This window comes from Streptomyces sp. SCA2-17, from assembly GCF_044336695.1.
The window spans coordinates 4,449,644-4,468,863 of the sequence record NZ_CP117521.1 but is presented as its reverse complement, the minus strand read 5'-3'; the positions used below and the strand labels follow the sequence as shown (position 1 = coordinate 4,468,863).

Here is a 19,220-nt window from a genome sequence, read left to right as displayed (position 1 = left end):
TGATGACACGCCGCTCGCACCCCTAGGATTCCCTCTATCACCTCACCGGTCTCTTATGACAGGAACCCCATGAGTGACACTTCCTCCCCCTTCGGCTTCGAGCTTGTGCGGCGTGGATACGACCGCGGCCAGGTGGACGACCGCATTACCAAGCTCGTCGCCGACCGTGACAGCGCACTGGCACGCATCACCTCTCTGGAAAAGCGCATCGAGGAGCTGCACCTCGAGACGCAGAATGCTCAGGCCCAGGTCAACGACGCCGAGCCGTCCTATGCGGGGCTGGGAGCAAGGGTCGAGAAGATCCTGCGGCTGGCCGAGGAAGAGGCCAAGGATCTGCGTGAGGAGGCCCGGCGCGCCGCCGAGCAGCACCGCGAGCTCGCCGAGTCCGCCGCCCAGCAGGTGCGCAACGACGCCGAGTCGTTCGCCGCCGACCGCAAGGCCAAGGCGGAGGACGAGGGCGCGCGCATCGTCGAGAAGGCCAAGGGCGACTCCGCCCAGCTGCGGGCCGAGGCCCAGAAGGACGCCCAGTCCAAGCGCGAGGAGGCGGACGCCCTCTTCGAGGAGACCCGCGCCAAGGCGGCCCAGGCCGCCGCCGACTTCGAGACCAACCTGGCCAAGCGGCGCGAGCAGTCCGAGCGTGACCTGGCCTCCCGTCAGGCCAAGGCGGAGAAGCGGCTGGCGGAGATCGAGCACCGCGCCGAGCAGCTGCGCCTGGAGGCGGAGAAGCTGCGTACGGACGCCGAGCGGCGCGCCCGCCAGACGGTGGAGACGGCGCAGCGCCAGGCCGAGGACATCGTGGCCGACGCCAACGCCAAGGCGGACCGCATCCGCAGCGAGTCCGAGCGCGAGCTGGCGGCGCTCACCAACCGCCGCGACAGCATCAACGCCCAGCTGACGAACGTCCGCGAGATGCTGGCCACCCTGACCGGTGCGGCCGTCGCCGCGGCCGGCGTCCCCGGTGACGACGAGCCGATGTCCCGCGGCGTCCCGGCGCAGCAGAGCCGCTGAGCCGACCGGAGTGCCGGCGAAGCCCTGGTCCGTGCCCTGTGCGCCGCTGAGGCGGGCGCACGGGGCGGCGGTCCGGCAGGCTCCCCGCCCTGCTCCGTCTTCCTGCGCCCTCCCCCGCTCTCCTCCCTCTCCCTCCGCTCCCCTCCGCGTCCGAACGGGTGTCCTTCGCAGCCGGACGGGCCGCTACCGTCGGCAGGGTGCCCGGGTCGCCCTTACCGTGGCGGGATGATCGAGCTGCAGGGCCTGACCAAGCGCTACGGCGAGAAGCTCGCCGTCGACGGCCTCACCTGCACCGTCCGGCCCGGGATCGTCACCGGCTTCCTGGGGCCCAACGGGGCGGGCAAGTCCACGACGATGCGGATGATGCTCGACCTCGACCGGCCCACCCACGGCACGGTCCTCATCGACGGGCAGCACTACCGGCAGCTGAAGGACCCGCTGCGGACCGTCGGCGCCCTACTGGACGCCAAGGCCATGCACGGTGGTCGCAGCGCCTACAACCACCTCCTGTGCCTGGCGCAGAGCAACGGCATCCCGCGGGCCCGCGTCCGCGAGGTTCTGGACACGGTGGGCCTCACCGCGGTGGCCAGAAAGCGCTCCAAGGGCTTCTCGCTCGGCATGGGGCAGCGCCTGGGCATCGCGGGCGCTCTGCTGGGCGACCCGCAGATCCTGATGTTCGACGAGCCGGTCAACGGCCTGGATCCCGAGGGCATCCACTGGATCCGCAATCTGATGAAGAACCTCGCCGCCCAGGGGCGCACGGTCTTCGTCTCCTCGCACCTGATGAGCGAGATGGCCCTGACCGCCGACCACCTGATCGTCATCGGGCAGGGCCGGCTGCTGGCCGACACCTCGATGGCGGACTTCATCCGGCAGAACTCGCGGTCGTACGTGCGGCTGCGCTCGCCCGAGGCCGAGCGGCTGCTGGACGTGCTGGCGGGGGCCGGGATCACGGCGGTGACCACCGCGGACGGCCACCTGGAGGTCGACGGCACGGAGTCGGCGCAGCTGGGCGAGATCGCCGCGCGCCACCAGCTCGTGCTGCACGAGCTCAGCCCCCAGCAGGCGTCCCTGGAAGAGGCCTTCATGCAGCTCACCGCCGAGTCGGTGGAGTACCACGCGCACAGCGCGCCGCCGGGCGGCGCTCCTTCGCCCGTGCCGGGTGCGGACGCCCCGCCGGGCGCCGGTGTCGCGGCCCCGCCCGGCGGCGGCTGGGGAGCCGACTGGCGGAAGAAGAAGGGAGCCTGACGATGGCGGTGGTGGGACAGGTCCTCCAGTCGGAATGGACGAAGATCAAATCGGTGCGGTCGACGGTGTGGACCCTGGGTCTCGCATTGGTGGTGACCGTGGCGCTCGGGGCCCTGATCAGCGCTTTCACCAGCAGCAACTTCAAGGAAATGCCGCTGAACGAGCGGATGAATTTCGACCCGACCTTTACGAGTTTCGCGGGAATGGGACTCGGCCAGCTCGCCATGATCGTGTTCGGGGTGCTGGTGGTGTCCAATGAATACAGCACCGGAATGATCCGGACTTCTCTGGCGGCGGTTCCGCAGCGGGCCACGTTCCTCTTCAGCAAGATCGCCGTTGCGACGCTCGTCGCGTTCGTGATCGCGATGGTGACGAGTTTTGTCTCCTTCTTCGTCGGGCAGGCGATGCTCGGCGACCACCGGACGTCGATCGGCGATGCGCACGTCCTGCGCGCGGTGATCGGCGGCGGGCTCTATATGACGCTGATCGCGGTGTTCTCGATGGGTGTCGCGGCGATGCTGCGCAGCCCGATGCTCTCGCTCGGCATTCTGATGCCGTTCTTCTTCATCATCTCCAGCATCCTCGGCGCGGTGAAAGCCACGAAGAAGGTCGCGCAGTACCTGCCCGACCAGGCCGGCCACAAGGTCATGCAGGTCGTGACGGCCGGGGACGACGCCCCGTACGGGCCGTGGGGCGGCTTCGCGATCATGGCGCTGTGGGTGGTGGTGGCGCTGGCGGGCGGCTACGCGGTCCTGAAGCGGCATGACGCGTAGCCCGTACGGGGAGGCTGCCCCATGGCCGACCGCAGTCTGCGGGCCCTCGGGCTCGACGGGGTCCCCGCCGAGCTGCCGCTGACGTATCCCGGCAGACCGGTCGAGGAGCCGGCCCTGCTGGCGGACGGGCAGCTGCTGCCGCTGCGGCCGGGCCCCGGGCCGCTGGGCGGGTGGGCGGTGGTGACGGGGATGGACACGGTGGAGGCTCCGGACGGCGGAGCCCCCGCCGCCGGGCCGGCGCTCGACGCCTTCCTCGACCGCACGCACGCGGCCCGCGTCCGCTCACGCCGCCCCGTCCTCGCCGTCGGCTCCAACGCCTCCCCCGCCCAGCTGCACCACAAGCTCACCCTGCGCGCCGTAGCCGCGACCGTGCCGATGGTGCCCGTGGACGTGCGCGGCATCGGCATCGGCTGCTCCGCGCACATCGGCCGGCACGGCTACGTGGCCGCCGCGCCCTACGCCGACCCCGCCGCCCGGCACACGCTCGTCGCCGGCTGGCTGGACCCCGCGCAGCTGGCCGCCGTCGACGAAACGGAATTCAACTACCGCCGCGTACGGGTGCCCGGCGGCGCCTTCCCCATGACGCTGCCGTCCGGGGAGCCGCTCGACGGCGCGTACCTGTACGTGAGCGTGCACGGCGTCCTCACCGACCCGGCCACCGGCCGGCCCCGCCCCGGCGGCGGCGACCAGGGCGCGCTCCTGACCGCCCTGCTGGCGGCCTCGGCGGAGCTGCGGGCGCTCCTCGGCCCCGGCCCGGAGCGCTGGGTGGAGCGGGCACGGGCGGACGAGGCGGTCCGGGCCGAGGGGAAGGCGGTCTTCCGCCGGGCCGGCTGGGCCCGCCCCGAGGGCCTGCCCCGGCTTCACCACGAGTAACGGGAACCGTCAGCTCCTCGTTATGCTCCTAACTCTTACGGGGGCCATACGCCCGAAAGAGCTCGTGAGGGGCGGAGCATGATCGAGGCAGTCGGTCTGACAAAGCGCTACGGTGCCAAGACGGCCGTACACAATCTGTCGTTCCAGGTGCGGCCGGGTGCCGTCACCGGCTTCCTGGGTCCGAACGGATCCGGCAAGTCGACGACGATGCGCATGATCCTGGGCCTCGACCAGCCCACGGCGGGGCGCGTGACCATCGACGGCCACCCCTTCCGCAACCTGCCCAACGCCCCGCGCAAGGTCGGCGCCCTCCTGGACGCGAAGGCCGTGCACGGCGGCCGCAGCGCCCGGATGCACCTGCTCTCGCTCGCCCAGCTCGGCGGCATCCCGGCCCGCCGGGTGGACGAGGTCCTCGGCGTCGTCGGCCTCCAGGACGTCGCGAAGCGCCGCTTCAAGGGCTTCTCGCTGGGCATGGGCCAGCGCCTCGGCATCGCCGCCGCGCTGCTGGGCGACCCCCAGGTGCTGCTCTTCGACGAGCCGGTCAACGGCCTCGACCCCGAGGGCATCCTCTGGGTCCGCAACCTGATGAAGCAGCTCGCGGCCGAGGGCCGCACCGTCTTCGTCTCCTCGCACCTGATGAGCGAGATGGCCCTGACCGCCGACCACCTGATCGTGATCGGCCGCGGCCAGCTCATGGCCGACATGAGCGTCAAGGACTTCATCTCCGCGAACTCCGCGGACTTCGCGCGCGTGCGCACGCCCGAGACCGAGCCGGAGAGCCGCGAGAAGCTCACGGCCGCGCTCGTCGAGGCCGGCGGCCAGGTGCTGGCCGAGCCGGACGGCGGGCTGCGCGTCACCGGTCTGCCGCTCCCCCGGATCAGCGACCTCGCCCACGGCGCGGACGTCCGGCTGTGGGAGCTCTCGCCGCACCAGGCCTCCCTGGAGGAGGCGTACATGCGGATGACGCAGGGCGCGGTCGACTACCGCTCGACGGCCGACCAGGTCGCGGCCCTCGCCCCGCCGCCCCCGGGCCACGGCTACGGCCACCCCGGCGCCGGCGCCCCGCAGGGCTGGGCCCCGCCGCAGGGCGGGCCCGGCAACCCCTACCCCGTCCTGCCGGGCGAGCAGCCCAACCCGTACGCGCAGCCGCAGGCCGCCGCCCCGCGGCCGCCGCAGGCGGCTCCGCAGCCCCCGGCGGCCGCGCCCGCCCCCGCCTCCGCCCCTGCCGACCTCACCAAGCGCGACAGCGAGGACGCCCGATGACCACCCCCCAGCCCCAGGCGGCCCACCCGGCGGCTCCGCAGACCGCCCCGCAGGCCCCGCCGCACGCCGCCCCCGGCTACTGGCCCGGCACCGCGCCCGCGGGCGGCCCCGCCGGCCCCGTCGGCTACGTGTCGCCGATCCCGGTGCGCAAGGCGACGCTCATGGACGCCGTGTCGGCCGAGTGGACCAAGATCCGCTCGGTGCGCTCGACGATCTGGACGCTGAGCGTCATGGTGGCGATCATCGTCGGCATCGGTCTGCTCATCGCGGGAGCCGTCGACGCCACCGACAGCAAGATGACCGGCTCGACGGCCCTGGCCGGCGGGTTCTTCAGCGTGATGCTCGGCATGATCTGCGTGCTCACCCTCGGTGTGCTGACGATCTCCTCCGAGTACGGCACGGGCATGATCCGTACGACGCTGACCGCCTGCCCCGACCGCGTCCGGGTGCTGACGGCCAAGGCGCTCGTCTTCTTCGCCCTCACGTTCGTGATCACCCTGGTGTCCACGGCGCTGGTGGCGATGTTCGACATCGCGATGCTGGAGGACCAGTCCGAGTTCGCCGCCACCGGCGGCGACTGGCTCAAGGTGACGGTCGGCACGAGCCTGTTCATCGGCCTCCTCGGCATCATCTCGCTCGCGGTCGGCACCCTGCTGCGGCACTCCGCCGGTGCGATCACGGTCATGCTGGGCCTGGTGCTGGCGCCGCTCGTCGTGGCGATGTTCATGTACACGGAGAGCCTGTCGAGCGTCCGCAAGGCGCTGTTCGAGTACTCGATCCCCATGCTGCTGTCGGTCTTCTACGGCGCCTCCGGCGACGGGGCCAGCCTCAGCGGCTGGGACCCGCTGTGGGTCATCGCGATCGCCGCGGCGGTCGCCATGGGCGGCGCGTACGCGTCGCTGCTGAAGCGCGACGCGTAAACCCTTAATACCTCGGCGCGTTACGGGACCGCTGGAGCCTCGCGCTCCGGCGGTCCCGTGCGTTCCAGCAGGACTTGTGCCAGTGCCGCCGGTCGTCGACGCCGGCCCCGTACTGCGGCCAGGCCACCAAGTGCGGTACGCCCGGCGGGATCTCCTGGTCGCAGCCGGGGCAGCGGTAGTGCTTCGTGGCCGCGCCGCCGCCGATCGTGCGGACCGCCCACTCCTCCCCCTGCCAGTCCTCGGTGCGCTCCAGGCCGTAGCGGTCGCCGCCCTCTCCGCGGGGAGCGTCGGACTGCTTGTCTGCGCCGCCTCGCGGGCGGTTTCGGCGCGGAGACACGGGGCACCTCGGATGGTCTGGGGAGCTACGGGCCGTGACCAGGTTACGCGCCAGAGTCACCAGGGCGGGCAGGCGTCCCCCCGGCCCCTCACCGGACGCTCTCCCGATCATCATGAAAACTTAACGCGGAGCCGTGCCCATGGCACGTGTCGGCCGTTAATTCCGGTGGGGGATGCCGCGTCGGTCGCTAGGAGGAGCAAGAGCGATGCGCGTTGGAGCATTCGTCCTGTCCGCCCAGTTCCCGGGCCAGGGGCACACCGAGGCCCTGCACCGGGCGGTGCGGACGGCGGTGGTCGCCGAAGAGGCGGGGCTGGATGCGGTCTGGTTCGCCGAGCACCACTTCGTGCCGTACGGCGTCTGCCCGTCGGCGGTCACGCTCGCGGCGCTGGCCCTCGGCCGCACCCGCCGGATCCGGGTGGGCACCGCCGTCAGCGTGCTGCCCACGGTCCATCCGGTGGCCCTCGGCGAGCAGGCCGCCATGCTGCACCTCGCCTCCGAGGGCCGGTTCACCCTCGGGGTGGGCCGCGGCGGCCCGTGGGTGGACCTGGAGGTCTTCAACTCCGGTGTGGCGGCGTACGAGGAGGGGTTCCCCGAATCCCTGGCCCTGCTGATGCGGTGGCTGCGCGAGCCGCGCGTGGGCGCCGAGGGCCCGCGGTTCAGCTTCCGCGAAGTGCCGGTCGTCCCGCGCCCCGACGATCTGGAGGATCGTTCCGGCCCGCCCGTCGTCGTGGCCTGCACCTCGCCGTCGAGCGTCCGTCTCGCGGCGGCGCAGGGGCTGCCCATGCTGCTCGGGATGCACAGCGGGGACGCGGAGAAGGCGGAGATGGTCGCCCTGTGGCGCAAGTGCTCGCTGGAGGCGGGGCGTTCGCCCGAGGAGGTCGCCGCGGCCGGTCACGTCTCGGCGGGCGTCGTGCAGGTCGGGGACCGGCGCCAGGAGGCCGCGGAGACGCTCACGAAGGCCATGCCGGGCTGGCTGCACCAGGGGCTCTCCGCCCATGTGACGGTCGACGGGCGGGCCCGCCAGATGCGTGATCCCGTGGAGTACACGCGGCTGCTGTGCGAGCTCCACCCCGTGGGCCCGCCGCGGCTGTGCGCCGATCGCCTGGCCGCCACCGCGGAGCGCACGGGCATCACGCGCTTCGCCCTGCTGAGCGAGGGCTCCGGGGACCTCGCCGCCACCGAGGAGAACCTCCGCAGGCTGGGCAGCGAAGTGCTGCCGCTGCTCGCCTGAGCCCGCAGGCCCCCTCCGGCCGTCCGTCCCCGGGGCTGCTGCCGCTCCCGCACCTCACTCCACACCTCCCGCGTTGCGGAGCGGCAGCACGAACGCCTCAGCAGTCCCGGAGCTCCGGGGACTGGTTGAGCAACTGGCCCCGGACCGACGTGAAGCGGGCGAGGCGCTCGTCCGCCTCCGGGGCGAGCGGGAAGACCGCCACCCGGTGGCAGTTCTGGAAGGCCAGCCGCACTCCGAAGTGCCGCTCCAGCGCACCGCGGATGGCATCACTGGCCAGCGCCCGCAGCAGCTGGCCGCGGGCCTGCTCGTCCGGCGGAGGCGTCTGGTTGTCGGCGAACTCGCCACCGTCGATCCTGAGCCGGGCCACCAGGGAGCCGATCATCTCCCACGCGTACGGCAGGGAGGTCCGGACGCAGTCGACGAATTCCGCTTCATCGACCTCGCCTCGCTCGGCCTGTTCAAGGAGGGCCGGTGAGACGTCGAGCGACATGGGTTCTCCTCTCGCGACCCCGCGAGCGGGGTCTCACGGATGGGCGAGCGGACGACGACGCCCCGTGCCCGCACGACGACCGCCCGCTTCAACGGTAATTCGGCCACTGCGGGCGCACCAGGAGAACGCACCGACAACCAGCCAACGCCGAAGGGGCCCATCAGGGGCGAATCGCGTCAGGGGGCAGGAGTCGAGTAGCGTTGCCCACCATGCGTCTCGTCATCGCCCGTTGCTCCGTGGACTACGCGGGCCGGCTCACCGCCCACCTCCCCTCCGCCCCGCGGCTGATCCTCGTCAAGGCGGACGGCAGCGTCTCGATCCATGCGGACGACCGCGCCTACAAACCGCTCAACTGGATGTCCCCGCCCTGCACCCTCAAGGAGGGCGACGGAAGCGTGTGGACCGTGGTCAACAAGGCGGGCGAGAAGCTGATCATCACGATGGAGGAAGTGCTGCACGACTCCTCCCACGAGCTCGGCGTGGACCCCGGCCTCATCAAGGACGGCGTGGAAGCGCACCTCCAGGAGCTCCTCGCGGACCGCATCGAGACGCTCGGCGAGGGCTACACCCTGATCCGCCGCGAGTACCCCACGGCCATCGGCCCGGTGGACATCCTGTGCCGCGACGCCGACGGCGCGACGGTCGCCGTGGAGATCAAGCGACGTGGCGAGATCGACGGTGTGGAGCAGCTCACACGCTACCTGGAGCTCCTCAACCGCGACCCGCACCTGGCGCCCGTGCGCGGTGTCTTCGCGGCCCAGGAGATCAAGCCGCAGGCGCGCGTGCTGGCCACGGACCGCGGCATCGGCTGCGTCGTCCTGGACTACAACGCGATGCGCGGCATCGAGGACGACAAGCTGCGGCTGTTCTGACCGCTGCTCCGACTTCTCCGACCACTGCGCGGGACGATCGCCGGACGCCGGACGGGCTTCACCAGCCGTCCGGCGTTCGCGTTTCCCGCGAAGGGGCTCACGCCCCCGTAGAGGCGGGGCTTCCGCTGCCGCTGCCGTCGGCCGGCTTGCTGCCCGACGGGCCGCTCGCGGCGGACTGGCTGCTGCCGCCGCCCGAGGCGGGGCCGCTCGCGGAGTTCGACCCGCCGCCGGAGGGCTGGGAGGGCTGCGTGGAGGGCGTGGGCGGCGTCGCCGGAGGCTTCGACGAGGGCTGACCGCTGCCACCGCTCCCACCGCCGCTCGGCGACGCCGAGTGCGAGGGCTTGCCGCTCGGCGAGTGCGACGGGCTGGGCGACGTGCCGCCCGAGGACGGCGGACCGGACGGCTCGCCGCTCCCGCTCGGGGCGCCGCTCGGCGACGTGCTGCCGGAGGCGCCCGGCGAAGCCGAGCCGGAGCTGCCCGCACCGGGCGAACCGCCCGGCTTGCCGGGCTTGCCCGGCACCTGGGCGTGTCCGGCCTCGCCCGGGCCGGGCTGGTCGGCGGTGAGGCCGGGCTCGCCGTCCTGCTGCGAGGCGGACTGCCCCGGCTTCACCCGTTCGGGCGACTTCCCGTCCTGACCGCCGGAGGTGATCCCCAGGGTGACGACCGTGCCGAGGACGGCGGCGAGCAGGGCGCCCGCACCGGCCGCGACGAGGTTGCGGCGGGCGCCGCCCATCATCATCTGCCGGGCCCAGGGCTGCCGCCCGGGGCCGCGCCGCTTCTGCTCGCGCTCGGCCGCGAGACGGGCGATGACCGTGGTCGCCACCTGGTCCGGGTCGGCGCCGGGCGCCGCCGGGGACGCGGCGGCGGGCACGGACGGCGGCACCGCGGACTGCTCGCTGCGGGCGGCCGGGATCTCCTCGCCCGCGGGCGTGCGCCCGGCGGGCCCGCCGGAGGGCCGGGGCGCGGCCGGCGGCGCCACGGGCGGCACGCCGCCGGGGCGGCCGGCGTCGGGGCGGGACGCGGTGGCGGACGGGCCTCCCGTGGGGCTGCCCGCCGGGCCGGCCGGGGTGAACCCGGAGCGGTCGGCGACCAGCGCGAGCGCCCGGCGGCCCGCTATGGCGCCGCGCTTGTCCGCCATGACGCCGCGCATGCCGACCGACGCCTCCAGCTCGGCGCGGGCCCGCTGGAGATTGCCGGTGCACAGCGCGAGGACGCCCAACTCGTGGTGGAAGTAGGCCTCTTCGCCGACCTCTCCAGCGCGCCGGGCGGCCTCCTGGCCGTAGCGCAGGACGCGCTCCCAGGCGCTCCAGTGCAGGGCGGCGGCGAAGGCGGGCGCGGCGGTGCGGGCGAGGAGGACGGCGGCGGCGCGGTGGGCGGGGTTCCCCTCGGCGGCCAGGGCGGCGAGGGCGGCGAGGATCGCGTCGGCCTCGGCGGCGGCTCGCTCGGGGGTGACGGAGGGGTGGCCGGCCCACCAGGCGTAGTGCTGGGCGGCGGCGTGGGCGCGGTCGGCGGCGCCGCTGCCGTAGCCCGCGTCGGTGAGCTGGGCGGCGACACCCGTGGCGAGGCGGTAGTGCCCGGCGACGGTGGTGACCAGGCCGCTGGCCAGCAGCTCGCCGACGGCCGCGTCGGCGTGGGTGTCACCCGCGAGGGCGGGCAGGTGGGCCTGGTGCGGGACCTCGCCGCCGAGGGCGAGGGCGAAGCGCAGGGTGTCGCGGGCGGCCTCGCCGAGCCGGGAGGCGAGCGGGACGGCCGGGCGGGTGGCCTCGGCGAGGGAGGGCAGCGGCGTGCCCGCCTCGGCGCCGGAGTCGGCCTCGGCGGCGGCCACGTAGGGCCGCTCGGCGACGACGCCGAACTCGTCGGCGGCGGAGTCGGCGGCCGGGGCCTCGCCCGGCCGGCCGTCACCGGCCTGAGCGCCCAGCCGCAGCAGCGCACCGGCCTGCACGAAGCGCAGCGGCAGGCCCTCGGACTCGAACCACAGGTCCGCCGCCCAGCCGGCCTCCCCGTCGGTGAGGGGCCGGTCGACGCAGAGCTCCAGGAGCTCCAGGCAGGCGGTGCGGTCGAGGCCGCCGAGGAAGACCTCCTCGACGTGCGAGTCGGCGGAGGGCGCGGCGACGCCGGGGGTGGCGGAGAAGAGGAAGGCGCACTCGGGGGTGGCGTCGAGGAGCTCGTCCAGGGCGGCGCCGCCGAATTCGAGGTCGTCCAGGACGACGACGGCGCCGATCTCGCGCACGAAGCCGAGCAGCGCGGCCCGGTCGGGGCGGTGCTGGGGCGCGTGGTGGACGGCGGCGAACAGGTCGTACAGGACGTCGGTGACGGTGCGGTGGTAGCCGGTGAGGCGGACGACGCCGTCGGGGGCGAGGTCCGCGCAGTCGGCGGCGACGGCGTCCAGCAGGGCGCTGCGGCCGGAGCCGGCGGGGCCGGTCAGCCGGACGGAGCGGCCGCGCGAGAGCAGCCGGGTGAGCCGCTCGCGCTCCTCCTGGCGGTGCAGCAGGGGCAGTTCGGGGCCGGCCCGGCGGGCGGGCGGCGGGGGCGCGGCGGCGCGGAGCAGCTCGGCGCGCTCGTCGGGGGTGTGCCGGCCGGGGGGCGGGGGCACGTCGGCGGGCAGGCAGGGCTCGATCTCGCTGCCGTCGACGGGGTTGACGGTGACGGCGTAGTCGCCGGCGACGAGGCGGACGACGCGGGCGAGGCCGGGGGCTCCCTGCTCGGTGTCTCTGGCGGACCCGGCGGCTCCGGCGTCGGTGCCGGGCAGGCCGGGGCCGGGTCCCTCCGCGGACTCGTGCGCGCCCTCGCCGAATCCCTCGGGTCGGTTCGTCGGGTCCATGGTGAAAGCCCCCCAATTGCGTGGCGTGCCGTGTGCCCTCCCGGCCTGCCCCACTCCTTCAACCCTCGGCCGGGGCGTGCCGGCCGGCGCTTCATCGGTGCCCGCCGTGGGCTCTGTTATGCGGCCCTTTAGCGGCGGGAAAACCGAACCTCAGACCTGCGCACAGTATCCACGAAGCGACGGGGGTCCCGCCGCCCGGGGCACGTCACAGTCTCATGACGCGGCGCTGATGCCGCCTTCGATGGCCAGAATGCGGTGCAGCCGGGTGGCGACGAGGAGCCGCTGCATCCGGTCGGGCACGCCGCGCAGGACGAGGCGGCGGCCGGTGCGGCCGGCGCGGCGGTGGGCGCCCATGATGACGCCGAGTCCGGTGGCGTCCCACGAGTCCAGCTCGGTGAGGTCGAGCACGAGGTCGCCGCGGCCCGAGTCGAGGGCGGAGTGCAGGACCGTACGGGCGTCCGCCGCGCTGCGGACGTCGAGGCGTCCGCCGACGACCAGTTCGGCGTGGTCGCCCCTGATGTGCATGTGCGCTCCCGGAGTGATGTCCGATGGTGCGTGATGACGGTGTCGTCCTGCGGCTCTTGTGGCGCTTGCGGTTCTCAAGGACTGACTGGCTCTCACACGACAAGGTTGCCGTTCATGGGCGAACCGATACCTAATTCACCCGGGCGGGTGAACTAGATATCGGCTACCCGGTCGGCGCGGGTTCAGTGCTGGTAGAAGCCCTGGCCGCTCTTGCGGCCGAGGTCGCCCGCGTCGACCATGCGGCGCATGACCTCCGGCGGGGCGAACTTCTCGTCCTGGCACTCGGTGTAGATGTTCTCCGTGGCGTGCTTGAGGATGTCGATGCCGGTGAGGTCGGCGGTGGCCAGGGGGCCCATCGCGTGGCCGAAGCCCAGCTTGCAGGCGATGTCGATGTCCTCGGCGGTGGCCACGCCCGATTCGTACAGCTTCGCGGCCTCGACGACGAGGGCGGAGATCAGGCGGGTGGTGACGAAGCCGGCGACGTCGCGGTTGACGACGATGCAGGTCTTGCCGATGCCCTCGGCGAACTCCCGGGCCTTCGCCAGCGTCTCGTCGCTGGTCTTGTAGCCGCGGACCAGCTCGCACAGCTGCATCATCGGCACCGGCGAGAAGAAGTGCGCGCCGACGACGCGCTCGGGGCGGCGCGTGGCCGCGGCGATCTTGGTGATCGGGATGGCGGAGGTGTTCGAGGCGAGCACCGTCTCGTCCTTCACCAGGCCGTCCAGGGTGCGGAAGATGTCCCGCTTGGTGTCGATGTCCTCGAAGACCGCCTCGACCACGATGTCCGCGTCGGCGGCCGCGTCCAGGTCCGTGGTGGTGGTGATGCGGGCCAGGGCCTGCTCGGCCGCGGCGGCCTCCAGCTTGCCCTTGGAGACGAACTTGTCGTACGAAGCCTTGATGCCGTCCGTGCCCCGCTGCAGCGCCGCGTCGGTGACGTCGCGCAGCACGACGTCCCACCCGGCCTGGGCGGACACCTGCGCGATCCCGGATCCCATCAGTCCGGCCCCGATGACGGCGAGCTTCTTGGCCACGGCTGTCCCCTTACTCCCTGTGCTCAGATCTGTTCTGTACGCACTCTCTCGGCCGGACCTTAGCGCCCGTCGCGGCGCGGTTGGGCGGTAAGAGATGCGCGTCACGTCCCCCATGACGGACATCACACCGGGGCGCCCACTGGCCCGTCCCCACAGTGCAGTTGAGCCCCATGAGACCCGGGCGTCACAGGGGTGGGCCGGTTGCGCGTCGGCCTCGGCGGGGCGGCGGGCAGTGGTTACGCTCGTACCCATGGTCAACCTGACGCGCATTTACACCCGCACCGGTGACACCGGGACGACGGCCCTCGGCGACATGAGCCGCACCGTGAAGACCGACACCCGGATCGCGGCCTACGCCGACGCCAACGAGGCCAATGCCGCGATCGGCGTGGCCATCGCGCTCGGGCAGCTGCCCGCGGAGATCGTCCGGGTCCTCGTCCGCATCCAGAACGACCTCTTCGACGTGGGCGCCGACCTGGCCACGCCGGTGGCCGAGAACCCCAAGTACCCGCCGCTGCGCGTGGAGCAGTCCTACATCGACAAGCTGGAGGCGGACTGCGACCACTTCCTGGAGGACCTGGAGAAGCTGCGCAGCTTCATCCTCCCCGGAGGGACGCCGGGGGCGGCGCTGCTGCACCAGGCCTGCACGGTCGTCCGCCGCGCGGAGCGGTCCACCTGGGCGGCGATGGAGCTCCACGCGGACATCATGAACCCGCTGACGGCGACGTACCTCAACCGCCTTTCGGACCTGCTGTTCATCCTGGCAAGGGCGGCGAACAAGGAGGTCGGGGACGTGCTCTGGGTCCCGGGCGAGAACCGCTGACGCCGGCCGGGGTCAGCTCTTCGGCTGCTGTTTCGGCCAGATCGTGTAGCTCGTCGCGATCACCAGGTTGATCCCGGCCACGAGCAGCGCCTTCGTCTGCCAGTCGCGCAGTGAGCTGGTGTCGCCCCCGTCCCCCACGTACCAGACGGCCACCTGGAGGAGGCCGAGGGCGACCGCGCAGGACAGGAGCCAGCGGCCGGCCGTCTTCCACTCGTGGACGGCGCGCTCGCGGCCGTACTTCGGCGGCTTGACCGGCGGCGGGCCGCCCGCGAAGCGGTGGGCGAAGCGGACGTCGACCCACTTGATCGTGGCGTGGCCGAGGCCGACGGAGTAGCCGAGGTAGACCGCGGCGAGCCCGTGTTTCCAGTCGGCTTCCGCGCCGTTCTTCAGGTCGATCGCGGTGGCGATCAGCAGGACGAGCTCCAGTACGGGCTCCAGCAGCAGCACGGCGATTCCCGCGCGGGGCATCCTGGCCAGGTACCGCAGGCTCAGCCCGGCGGCCAGGAGCACCCAGAAGCCGACCTCGCAGGCGACGATCAGCGTGACGATCACGGTTCTCTCCCTTGCCTCCCTTCCAGGCTCCCTGCCGCGACCGGCGGATCCGTCGTCGCGTACGACGATTCCGCGCTGCATCGTTCGATGTAGTGCGCGCTCCGCCGCACCCTCCTCCGGCCCGTCCCCGCCCCCTCCGCCGCATGCTGTGATGGACGCATGTCCGTCCGCCTGCCCGCCCGCCCCGACCGCGACGCCGTCCTCATCGCGGCCACGGGCCTGCTCGGCGGCCTGGTGCTGTGGTTCCTCGGCCTGCACAACAACCCGCCGCTGGCCGCGGTCCCCGGCCGGCTGTCCCTCGTCGCGCTGGCCGTCATGTGCGGCGCCGAGCTGCTGCGGCGCAGCGCCCCGCTGACGGCCCTCGCCATCGGCACGCTCACGCTCGCCCTCGACATCTGCACGGGCTCGCTCATCGCGACGATCGCCATGTACACGGACATCGTCTACGCGGCGGTGCTCTACGGCCGCCCGTCCGTCGCCCGGCGCATCCCCCGCGTCGCCGAGGTGCTGACCGTGCTGGGGACGCTGCTGGCCGTGGCGGTGCTCCGCAAGCCCGAGGCGCTGCTGATCGGCTTCGGCTGCGGGGTGCTGATCGCGGCGCCGGCGTGGACCGGCGCGAGCGTCCGCCGGCACCGCGACGCCGCCCGCGCGGCCCGGCTGGAGGCCGAGCGGACCGCGCTGCTGGCGGAGATGGACCGCCGCGAGGCCGTGGGCGCCGAGCGGGCCCGCATGGCGCGCGAGCTGCACGACATGGTCGCGGGCCACCTGTCGGCGATCGCGATCCACTCCAGCGCGGCGCTGTCGATCGGGGAGGAGCAGGCGTCGCGGGAGGCGCTCACCGTGATCCGGGAGAACAGCGTGCAGGGCCTGGCCGAGATGCGCCGGCTCATCGGGCTGCTGCGGCAGGAGGGCGGCGCGGAGGAGCCCGCGGCGACCCCGCGGCTCGACGGCGTGGACGCCCTCCTCGCCCACGCCCGCAAGGCCGTCCGCGACGACCGGTTCCGCTTCGCCCTGGACGACGCCCGGGGGCCGGGCCCCCTGCCCGCGCCGATCGAGCTCGCCGCGTACCGCATCGTCCAGGAGTCGCTCACCAACGCCGTCAAGCACGCGGCCCCGGGGCCGGTGACGGTGCGTCTGGCGCGCGAGGGCGGCGGGCGCCTGGCGGTGGAGGTGAGCAGCGTGTTCGGCGACGGGCCGGGGCCGCGCGCGCCCGGTTCGGGGGCGGGGCTGGTCGGCATGGGCGAGCGGGTGGCCCTGCTGGACGGGGAGTTCGAGGCGGGCCCGGTGGCCGGCCCGGACGGCAAACAATGGCATGTGCGGGCGGTGCTGCCCGTACGGGAAGAGGGAGCACCGTGACCACCACACCCACCGGGGAAGGCCGGGGCATCCGCGTCCTCGTGGCCGAGGACCAGGCGTCCGTACGCTCCGGGCTGGTCCTCATCCTGCGCTCGGCGCCCGGCATCGAGGTCGTCGGGGAGGCGGCCGACGGCGAGGAGGCCGTCCGGCTGGCCCGCGAGCTGCGCCCGGACCTGGTGCTGATGGACGTGCAGATGCCGCGCCTGGACGGGGTGTCGGCGACGCGGCAGGTCGTCGCCGAGCAGTCGGCGGACGTCCTGGTGCTGACCACTTTCGACCTGGACGAGTACGTGTTCGGAGCGCTGCGCGCGGGCGCGTCCGGGTTCCTGCTCAAGGACAGCGACGCCGCGGAGCTCATCGCGGCCGTGCGGACCGTGGCGGGCGGCGAGGGGCTGATCTCCCCCGCGGTGACGCGCCGTCTGATCGCCGAGTTCGCGCGCCCCGGGCACGGGCAGCGGGCGGGGGCCCCGGAGCCGGCGGGGCTGGAGTCGCTGACGCGGCGCGAGCGCGAGGTGCTGGCCGCGCTGGGCGAGGGGCTGTCGAACGCGGAGATCGCGGGCCGCTTGGAGATGGCGGAGGCGACGGTGAAGACGCACGTCAGCAGGCTGCTCGGCAAGCTGGAGCTGCGCAGCAGGGTGCAAGCGGCGGTGCGGGCCCGGGAATGGGGACTGGTCCAGTCCTCTTGACCATTGGTACGGACCTTTCTACGCTCCCCGAGCAACTGTGCACCCCCCACCTGTCAGCACCTCTCGCCGAGGAGCACCCCCTTGAGCACAGGAACCTCAGGAAGCATCGGACGCACCTTACGGAGAGCCGTGGTCGCCCTGGCCGCACTCGCCCTCCCCGCCACCGCCCTCGTCGGCCTGGCGGCGGCCCCCGCCCACGCCGCCCCCTCCGCGACGGCCACCTTCGCCAAGACCTCCGACTGGGGCACGGGCTTCCAGGCGGAGTGGACCGTCAAGAACACCGGCACGAGCGCCATCAGCGCCTGGACCGTCGAGTGGGACTTCCCCGCCGCCACCACGGTCGGCGCCTACTGGGACGCCCTGCTCACGAGCTCGGGCTCGCACTTCACCGCGAAGAACCGCGAGTACAACGGCACCATCGCGCCCGGCGCGAGCGTCACCTTCGGCTTCGTCGCCTCCGGTGACGGCGCCCCGGCGGGCTGCAAGCTCGACGGCGGTCCCTGCGACGGCTCCTCCGCCGACACCCCGCCCAGCGCCCCCGGGCAGCCCTCCTCCACCGGCGTCACCGCGAACAGCATCGCGCTGACCTGGGCCCCCGCGACCGACGACAAGGCCGTCAAGAACTACGACGTCTACCGCGGCGACAGCGTCGTCGGCACGGTGTCCGGCACGGCCTTCACCGACACCGGCCTCAGCCCGGACACCGACTACACGTACAAGGTCGTCGCCCGCGACTCGGCCGGCCAGACGGGCCCGGCGAGCCCGTCCGCCACGCTCCGCACGGGCAGCGGCGGCGGCACCGACAAGCCGCCGACCGCCCCGGGCACCCCGCAGGCCACCGCGGTCACCGACACCTCCGTCTCGCTGAAGTGGCCCGCCGCCACCGACGACAAGGGCATCAAGAGCTACGACGTCTACCGCGGCACGGTGAAGGCCGCGACGGTCACCAAGCTCGCCTACACCGACACCGGCCTCACCCCCGGCACCGACTACACGTACACCGTCATCGCCCGCGACACCGCCGACCAGACCGGAAAGGCGAGCCCGCCGCTGACCGTGCGCACGACGGGCGGCGGGCAGCCCCAGCCCGGCGCGGGCTACGCCAAGGTGGGCTACTTCGTGCAGTGGGGCATCTACGGGCGGGGCTACACCGTGAAGTCACTGGAGAGCACGGGCGCCGCCGCCAGGCTCACCCACATCAACTACTCCTTCTCCAACATCCATCCCACGGACCTCACGTGCCTCAATGGCGTGACGAAGGCCACCACGCCCAACCCGCAGGATCCCAGCCAGGGTGACGGGGCGGGCGACTCCTGGGCCGACTACGAGAAGGGCTTCGGCGCCGGCGAATCCGTCGACGGCGCCGGCGACACCTGGGACCAGCCGCTGGCCGGCAACTTCAACCAGCTGAAGAAGCTCAAGGCCAAGCACCCCGACCTCAAGATCAATATGTCCATCGGCGGCTGGACCTACAGCAAGTACTTCTCGGACGTCGCGAAGAGCGACGCCTCCCGGCAGAAGTTCGTGAAGTCCTGCATCGACATGTACATCAAGGGCAACCTGCCGGTGACCAACGGCCGCGGCGGCACCGGCGTGGCCGCGGGCATCTTCGACGGCTTCGACATCGACTGGGAGTGGCCGGGCTCCGACGGCCACGCCGGCAACCACGTCTCGAAGGACGACAAGGCGAACAACACCCTGCTGTTCGCCGAGTTCCGCCGCCAGCTCGACGCCCTGAGCGCGACGACCGGCAAGCACTACCTGCTCACGGCCTTCACGCCGGCCGACCCGGCGAAGATCGAGGCCGGCTGGGACATCACCACCAAGGACGGCACGCCCAGCGTCTTCGACTCCATGGACTTCGCCAACGTCCAGGGCTACGACTTCCACGGCTCCGGCAGCGACAACAGCTGGGAGCCGAACCGCACGGGCCACCAGGGGAACCTCTACGAGGACGCCAAGGACCCGTACACGACGAAGTTCAGCGTCGAGAAGACCGTGAAGACCTACCTCGACGCCGGGGTCGACCCGAAGAAGGTCGTGCTCGGGCTCGCCTTCTACGGCCGCGGCTGGCAGCAGGTCGCCGACGGCGGCGCGCACGGCGCCTGGCAGACGGCGAACGGGGCGGCGCCCGGCCAGTTCCCGGAGGAGTCGGGGACGCGCGGCTACGACAACCTGATCGCCTCCGTCGCGGGCCTCACGGTCTACCACGACGAGCAGTCGGTGGCCACGTACGGCTACACCGGCGGCAACGGGCAGTGGTGGACGTTCGACGACGCCTGGTCGATCGGCAAGAAGACGGCCTGGCTCAAGCCGAAGGGCCTGGGCGGCGTGATGATCTGGGAGATGTCGGGTGACAGCGGCACGCTGATGACGGCTGTCGACAACGGCCTGCGGTGACGTGGGCCCCG

Annotated in this window: 18 protein-coding genes; 12 read left to right on the top strand and 6 right to left on the bottom strand. The window is 73.0% G+C overall.

All coding sequences use genetic code 11. The features are described from left to right. Positions 1-69 precede the first annotated feature (69 nt). From PS271_RS20410 to PS271_RS20385, 6 genes are all read left to right on the top strand, one after another. Positions 70-1,008, top strand: coding sequence for a coiled-coil domain-containing protein (locus PS271_RS20410; protein ID WP_030368023.1), 939 nt, complete (start codon positions 70-72; stop codon positions 1,006-1,008). A gap of 225 nt (positions 1,009-1,233) precedes the next feature. After that, complete coding sequence (locus tag PS271_RS20405; RefSeq protein WP_398383571.1) at positions 1,234-2,256, top strand: ATP-binding cassette domain-containing protein; 1,023 nt, start codon at positions 1,234-1,236, stop codon at positions 2,254-2,256. Positions 2,257-2,258: 2 nt separating this feature from the next. Further along, the gene (locus PS271_RS20400) at positions 2,259-3,029 is read left to right on the top strand and encodes an ABC transporter permease (protein ID WP_398383570.1); all 771 of its coding nucleotides are present in this window, start codon (positions 2,259-2,261) and stop codon (positions 3,027-3,029) included. Positions 3,030-3,050: 21 nt separating this feature from the next. Next, positions 3,051-3,902 carry a hypothetical protein gene (locus PS271_RS20395; protein ID WP_398383569.1) on the top strand — a complete coding sequence of 284 codons (852 nt, stop codon included), beginning with the start codon at positions 3,051-3,053 and terminating at the stop codon, positions 3,900-3,902. Positions 3,903-3,980: 78 nt separating this feature from the next. Next, complete coding sequence (locus PS271_RS20390) at positions 3,981-5,165, top strand: ABC transporter ATP-binding protein (protein WP_398383568.1); 1,185 nt, start codon at positions 3,981-3,983, stop codon at positions 5,163-5,165. After that, on the top strand, positions 5,162-6,085 hold the full coding sequence (locus PS271_RS20385) for an ABC-2 transporter permease family protein (RefSeq protein WP_398383567.1): 924 nt from the start codon (positions 5,162-5,164) through the stop codon (positions 6,083-6,085). The genes PS271_RS20390 and PS271_RS20385 overlap by 4 nt, the downstream gene beginning before the upstream one ends. A gap of 4 nt (positions 6,086-6,089) precedes the next feature. On the opposite strand, the gene PS271_RS20380 is transcribed toward PS271_RS20385, so the two are convergent. Next, positions 6,090-6,422: an Rv1322 family protein gene (locus PS271_RS20380; protein WP_120753757.1), complete on the bottom strand. Its 333-nt coding sequence runs from the start codon at positions 6,420-6,422 to the stop codon at positions 6,090-6,092. A gap of 205 nt (positions 6,423-6,627) precedes the next feature. Between PS271_RS20380 and PS271_RS20375 the strand changes: the two genes are divergently transcribed. Further along, entirely contained in the window at positions 6,628-7,653 is a 1,026-nt protein-coding gene (locus PS271_RS20375; RefSeq protein ID WP_398383565.1) for an LLM class flavin-dependent oxidoreductase, read from the top strand. Between the two features lie 97 nt (positions 7,654-7,750). Here the strand turns inward: PS271_RS20375 and PS271_RS20370 are convergent, their stop codons facing one another. Beyond that, on the bottom strand, positions 7,751-8,143 hold the full coding sequence (locus PS271_RS20370) for an SCO5389 family protein (RefSeq protein ID WP_120753755.1): 393 nt from the start codon (positions 8,141-8,143) through the stop codon (positions 7,751-7,753). 209 nt (positions 8,144-8,352) lie between these two features. On the opposite strand from PS271_RS20370, the gene nucS reads away from it, so the two are divergent. Beyond that, entirely contained in the window at positions 8,353-9,015 is a 663-nt protein-coding gene (nucS, locus tag PS271_RS20365; protein WP_367131541.1) for an endonuclease NucS, read from the top strand. Between the two features lie 97 nt (positions 9,016-9,112). Here nucS and PS271_RS20360 read toward each other — a convergent pair whose 3' ends face one another. From PS271_RS20360 to PS271_RS20350, 3 genes are all read right to left on the bottom strand, one after another. Continuing rightward, entirely contained in the window at positions 9,113-11,836 is a 2,724-nt protein-coding gene (locus PS271_RS20360; RefSeq protein ID WP_398383563.1) for a P-loop NTPase family protein, read from the bottom strand. A 213-nt stretch (positions 11,837-12,049) separates the two neighbouring features. Then, the gene (locus PS271_RS20355) at positions 12,050-12,361 is read right to left on the bottom strand and encodes an STAS domain-containing protein (RefSeq protein WP_356277275.1); all 312 of its coding nucleotides are present in this window, start codon (positions 12,359-12,361) and stop codon (positions 12,050-12,052) included. 182 nt (positions 12,362-12,543) lie between these two features. Beyond that, positions 12,544-13,392, bottom strand: coding sequence for a 3-hydroxyacyl-CoA dehydrogenase family protein (locus tag PS271_RS20350; protein WP_398383562.1), 849 nt, complete (start codon positions 13,390-13,392; stop codon positions 12,544-12,546). Between the two features lie 250 nt (positions 13,393-13,642). On the opposite strand from PS271_RS20350, the gene PS271_RS20345 reads away from it, so the two are divergent. Next, positions 13,643-14,215, top strand: a complete 573-nt coding sequence (locus PS271_RS20345; RefSeq protein ID WP_120753751.1) for a cob(I)yrinic acid a,c-diamide adenosyltransferase — start codon at positions 13,643-13,645, stop codon at positions 14,213-14,215. Between the two features lie 12 nt (positions 14,216-14,227). On the opposite strand, the gene PS271_RS20340 is transcribed toward PS271_RS20345, so the two are convergent. Beyond that, the gene (locus PS271_RS20340) at positions 14,228-14,767 is read right to left on the bottom strand and encodes a hypothetical protein (RefSeq protein ID WP_398383559.1); all 540 of its coding nucleotides are present in this window, start codon (positions 14,765-14,767) and stop codon (positions 14,228-14,230) included. 159 nt (positions 14,768-14,926) lie between these two features. On the opposite strand from PS271_RS20340, the gene PS271_RS20335 reads away from it, so the two are divergent. The 3 genes from PS271_RS20335 (at position 14,927) to PS271_RS20325 (ending at position 19,209) form a co-directional block, all read left to right on the top strand. Next, positions 14,927-16,123, top strand: coding sequence for a sensor histidine kinase (locus PS271_RS20335; RefSeq protein ID WP_398383557.1), 1,197 nt, complete (start codon positions 14,927-14,929; stop codon positions 16,121-16,123). Then, positions 16,120-16,809: a response regulator gene (locus PS271_RS20330; RefSeq protein ID WP_398383555.1), complete on the top strand. Its 690-nt coding sequence runs from the start codon at positions 16,120-16,122 to the stop codon at positions 16,807-16,809. The genes PS271_RS20335 and PS271_RS20330 overlap by 4 nt, the downstream gene beginning before the upstream one ends. Positions 16,810-16,890: 81 nt before the next feature. Then, complete coding sequence (locus PS271_RS20325) at positions 16,891-19,209, top strand: glycosyl hydrolase family 18 protein (RefSeq protein WP_398383553.1); 2,319 nt, start codon at positions 16,891-16,893, stop codon at positions 19,207-19,209. The last annotated feature ends 11 nt before the right edge of the window (positions 19,210-19,220 follow it).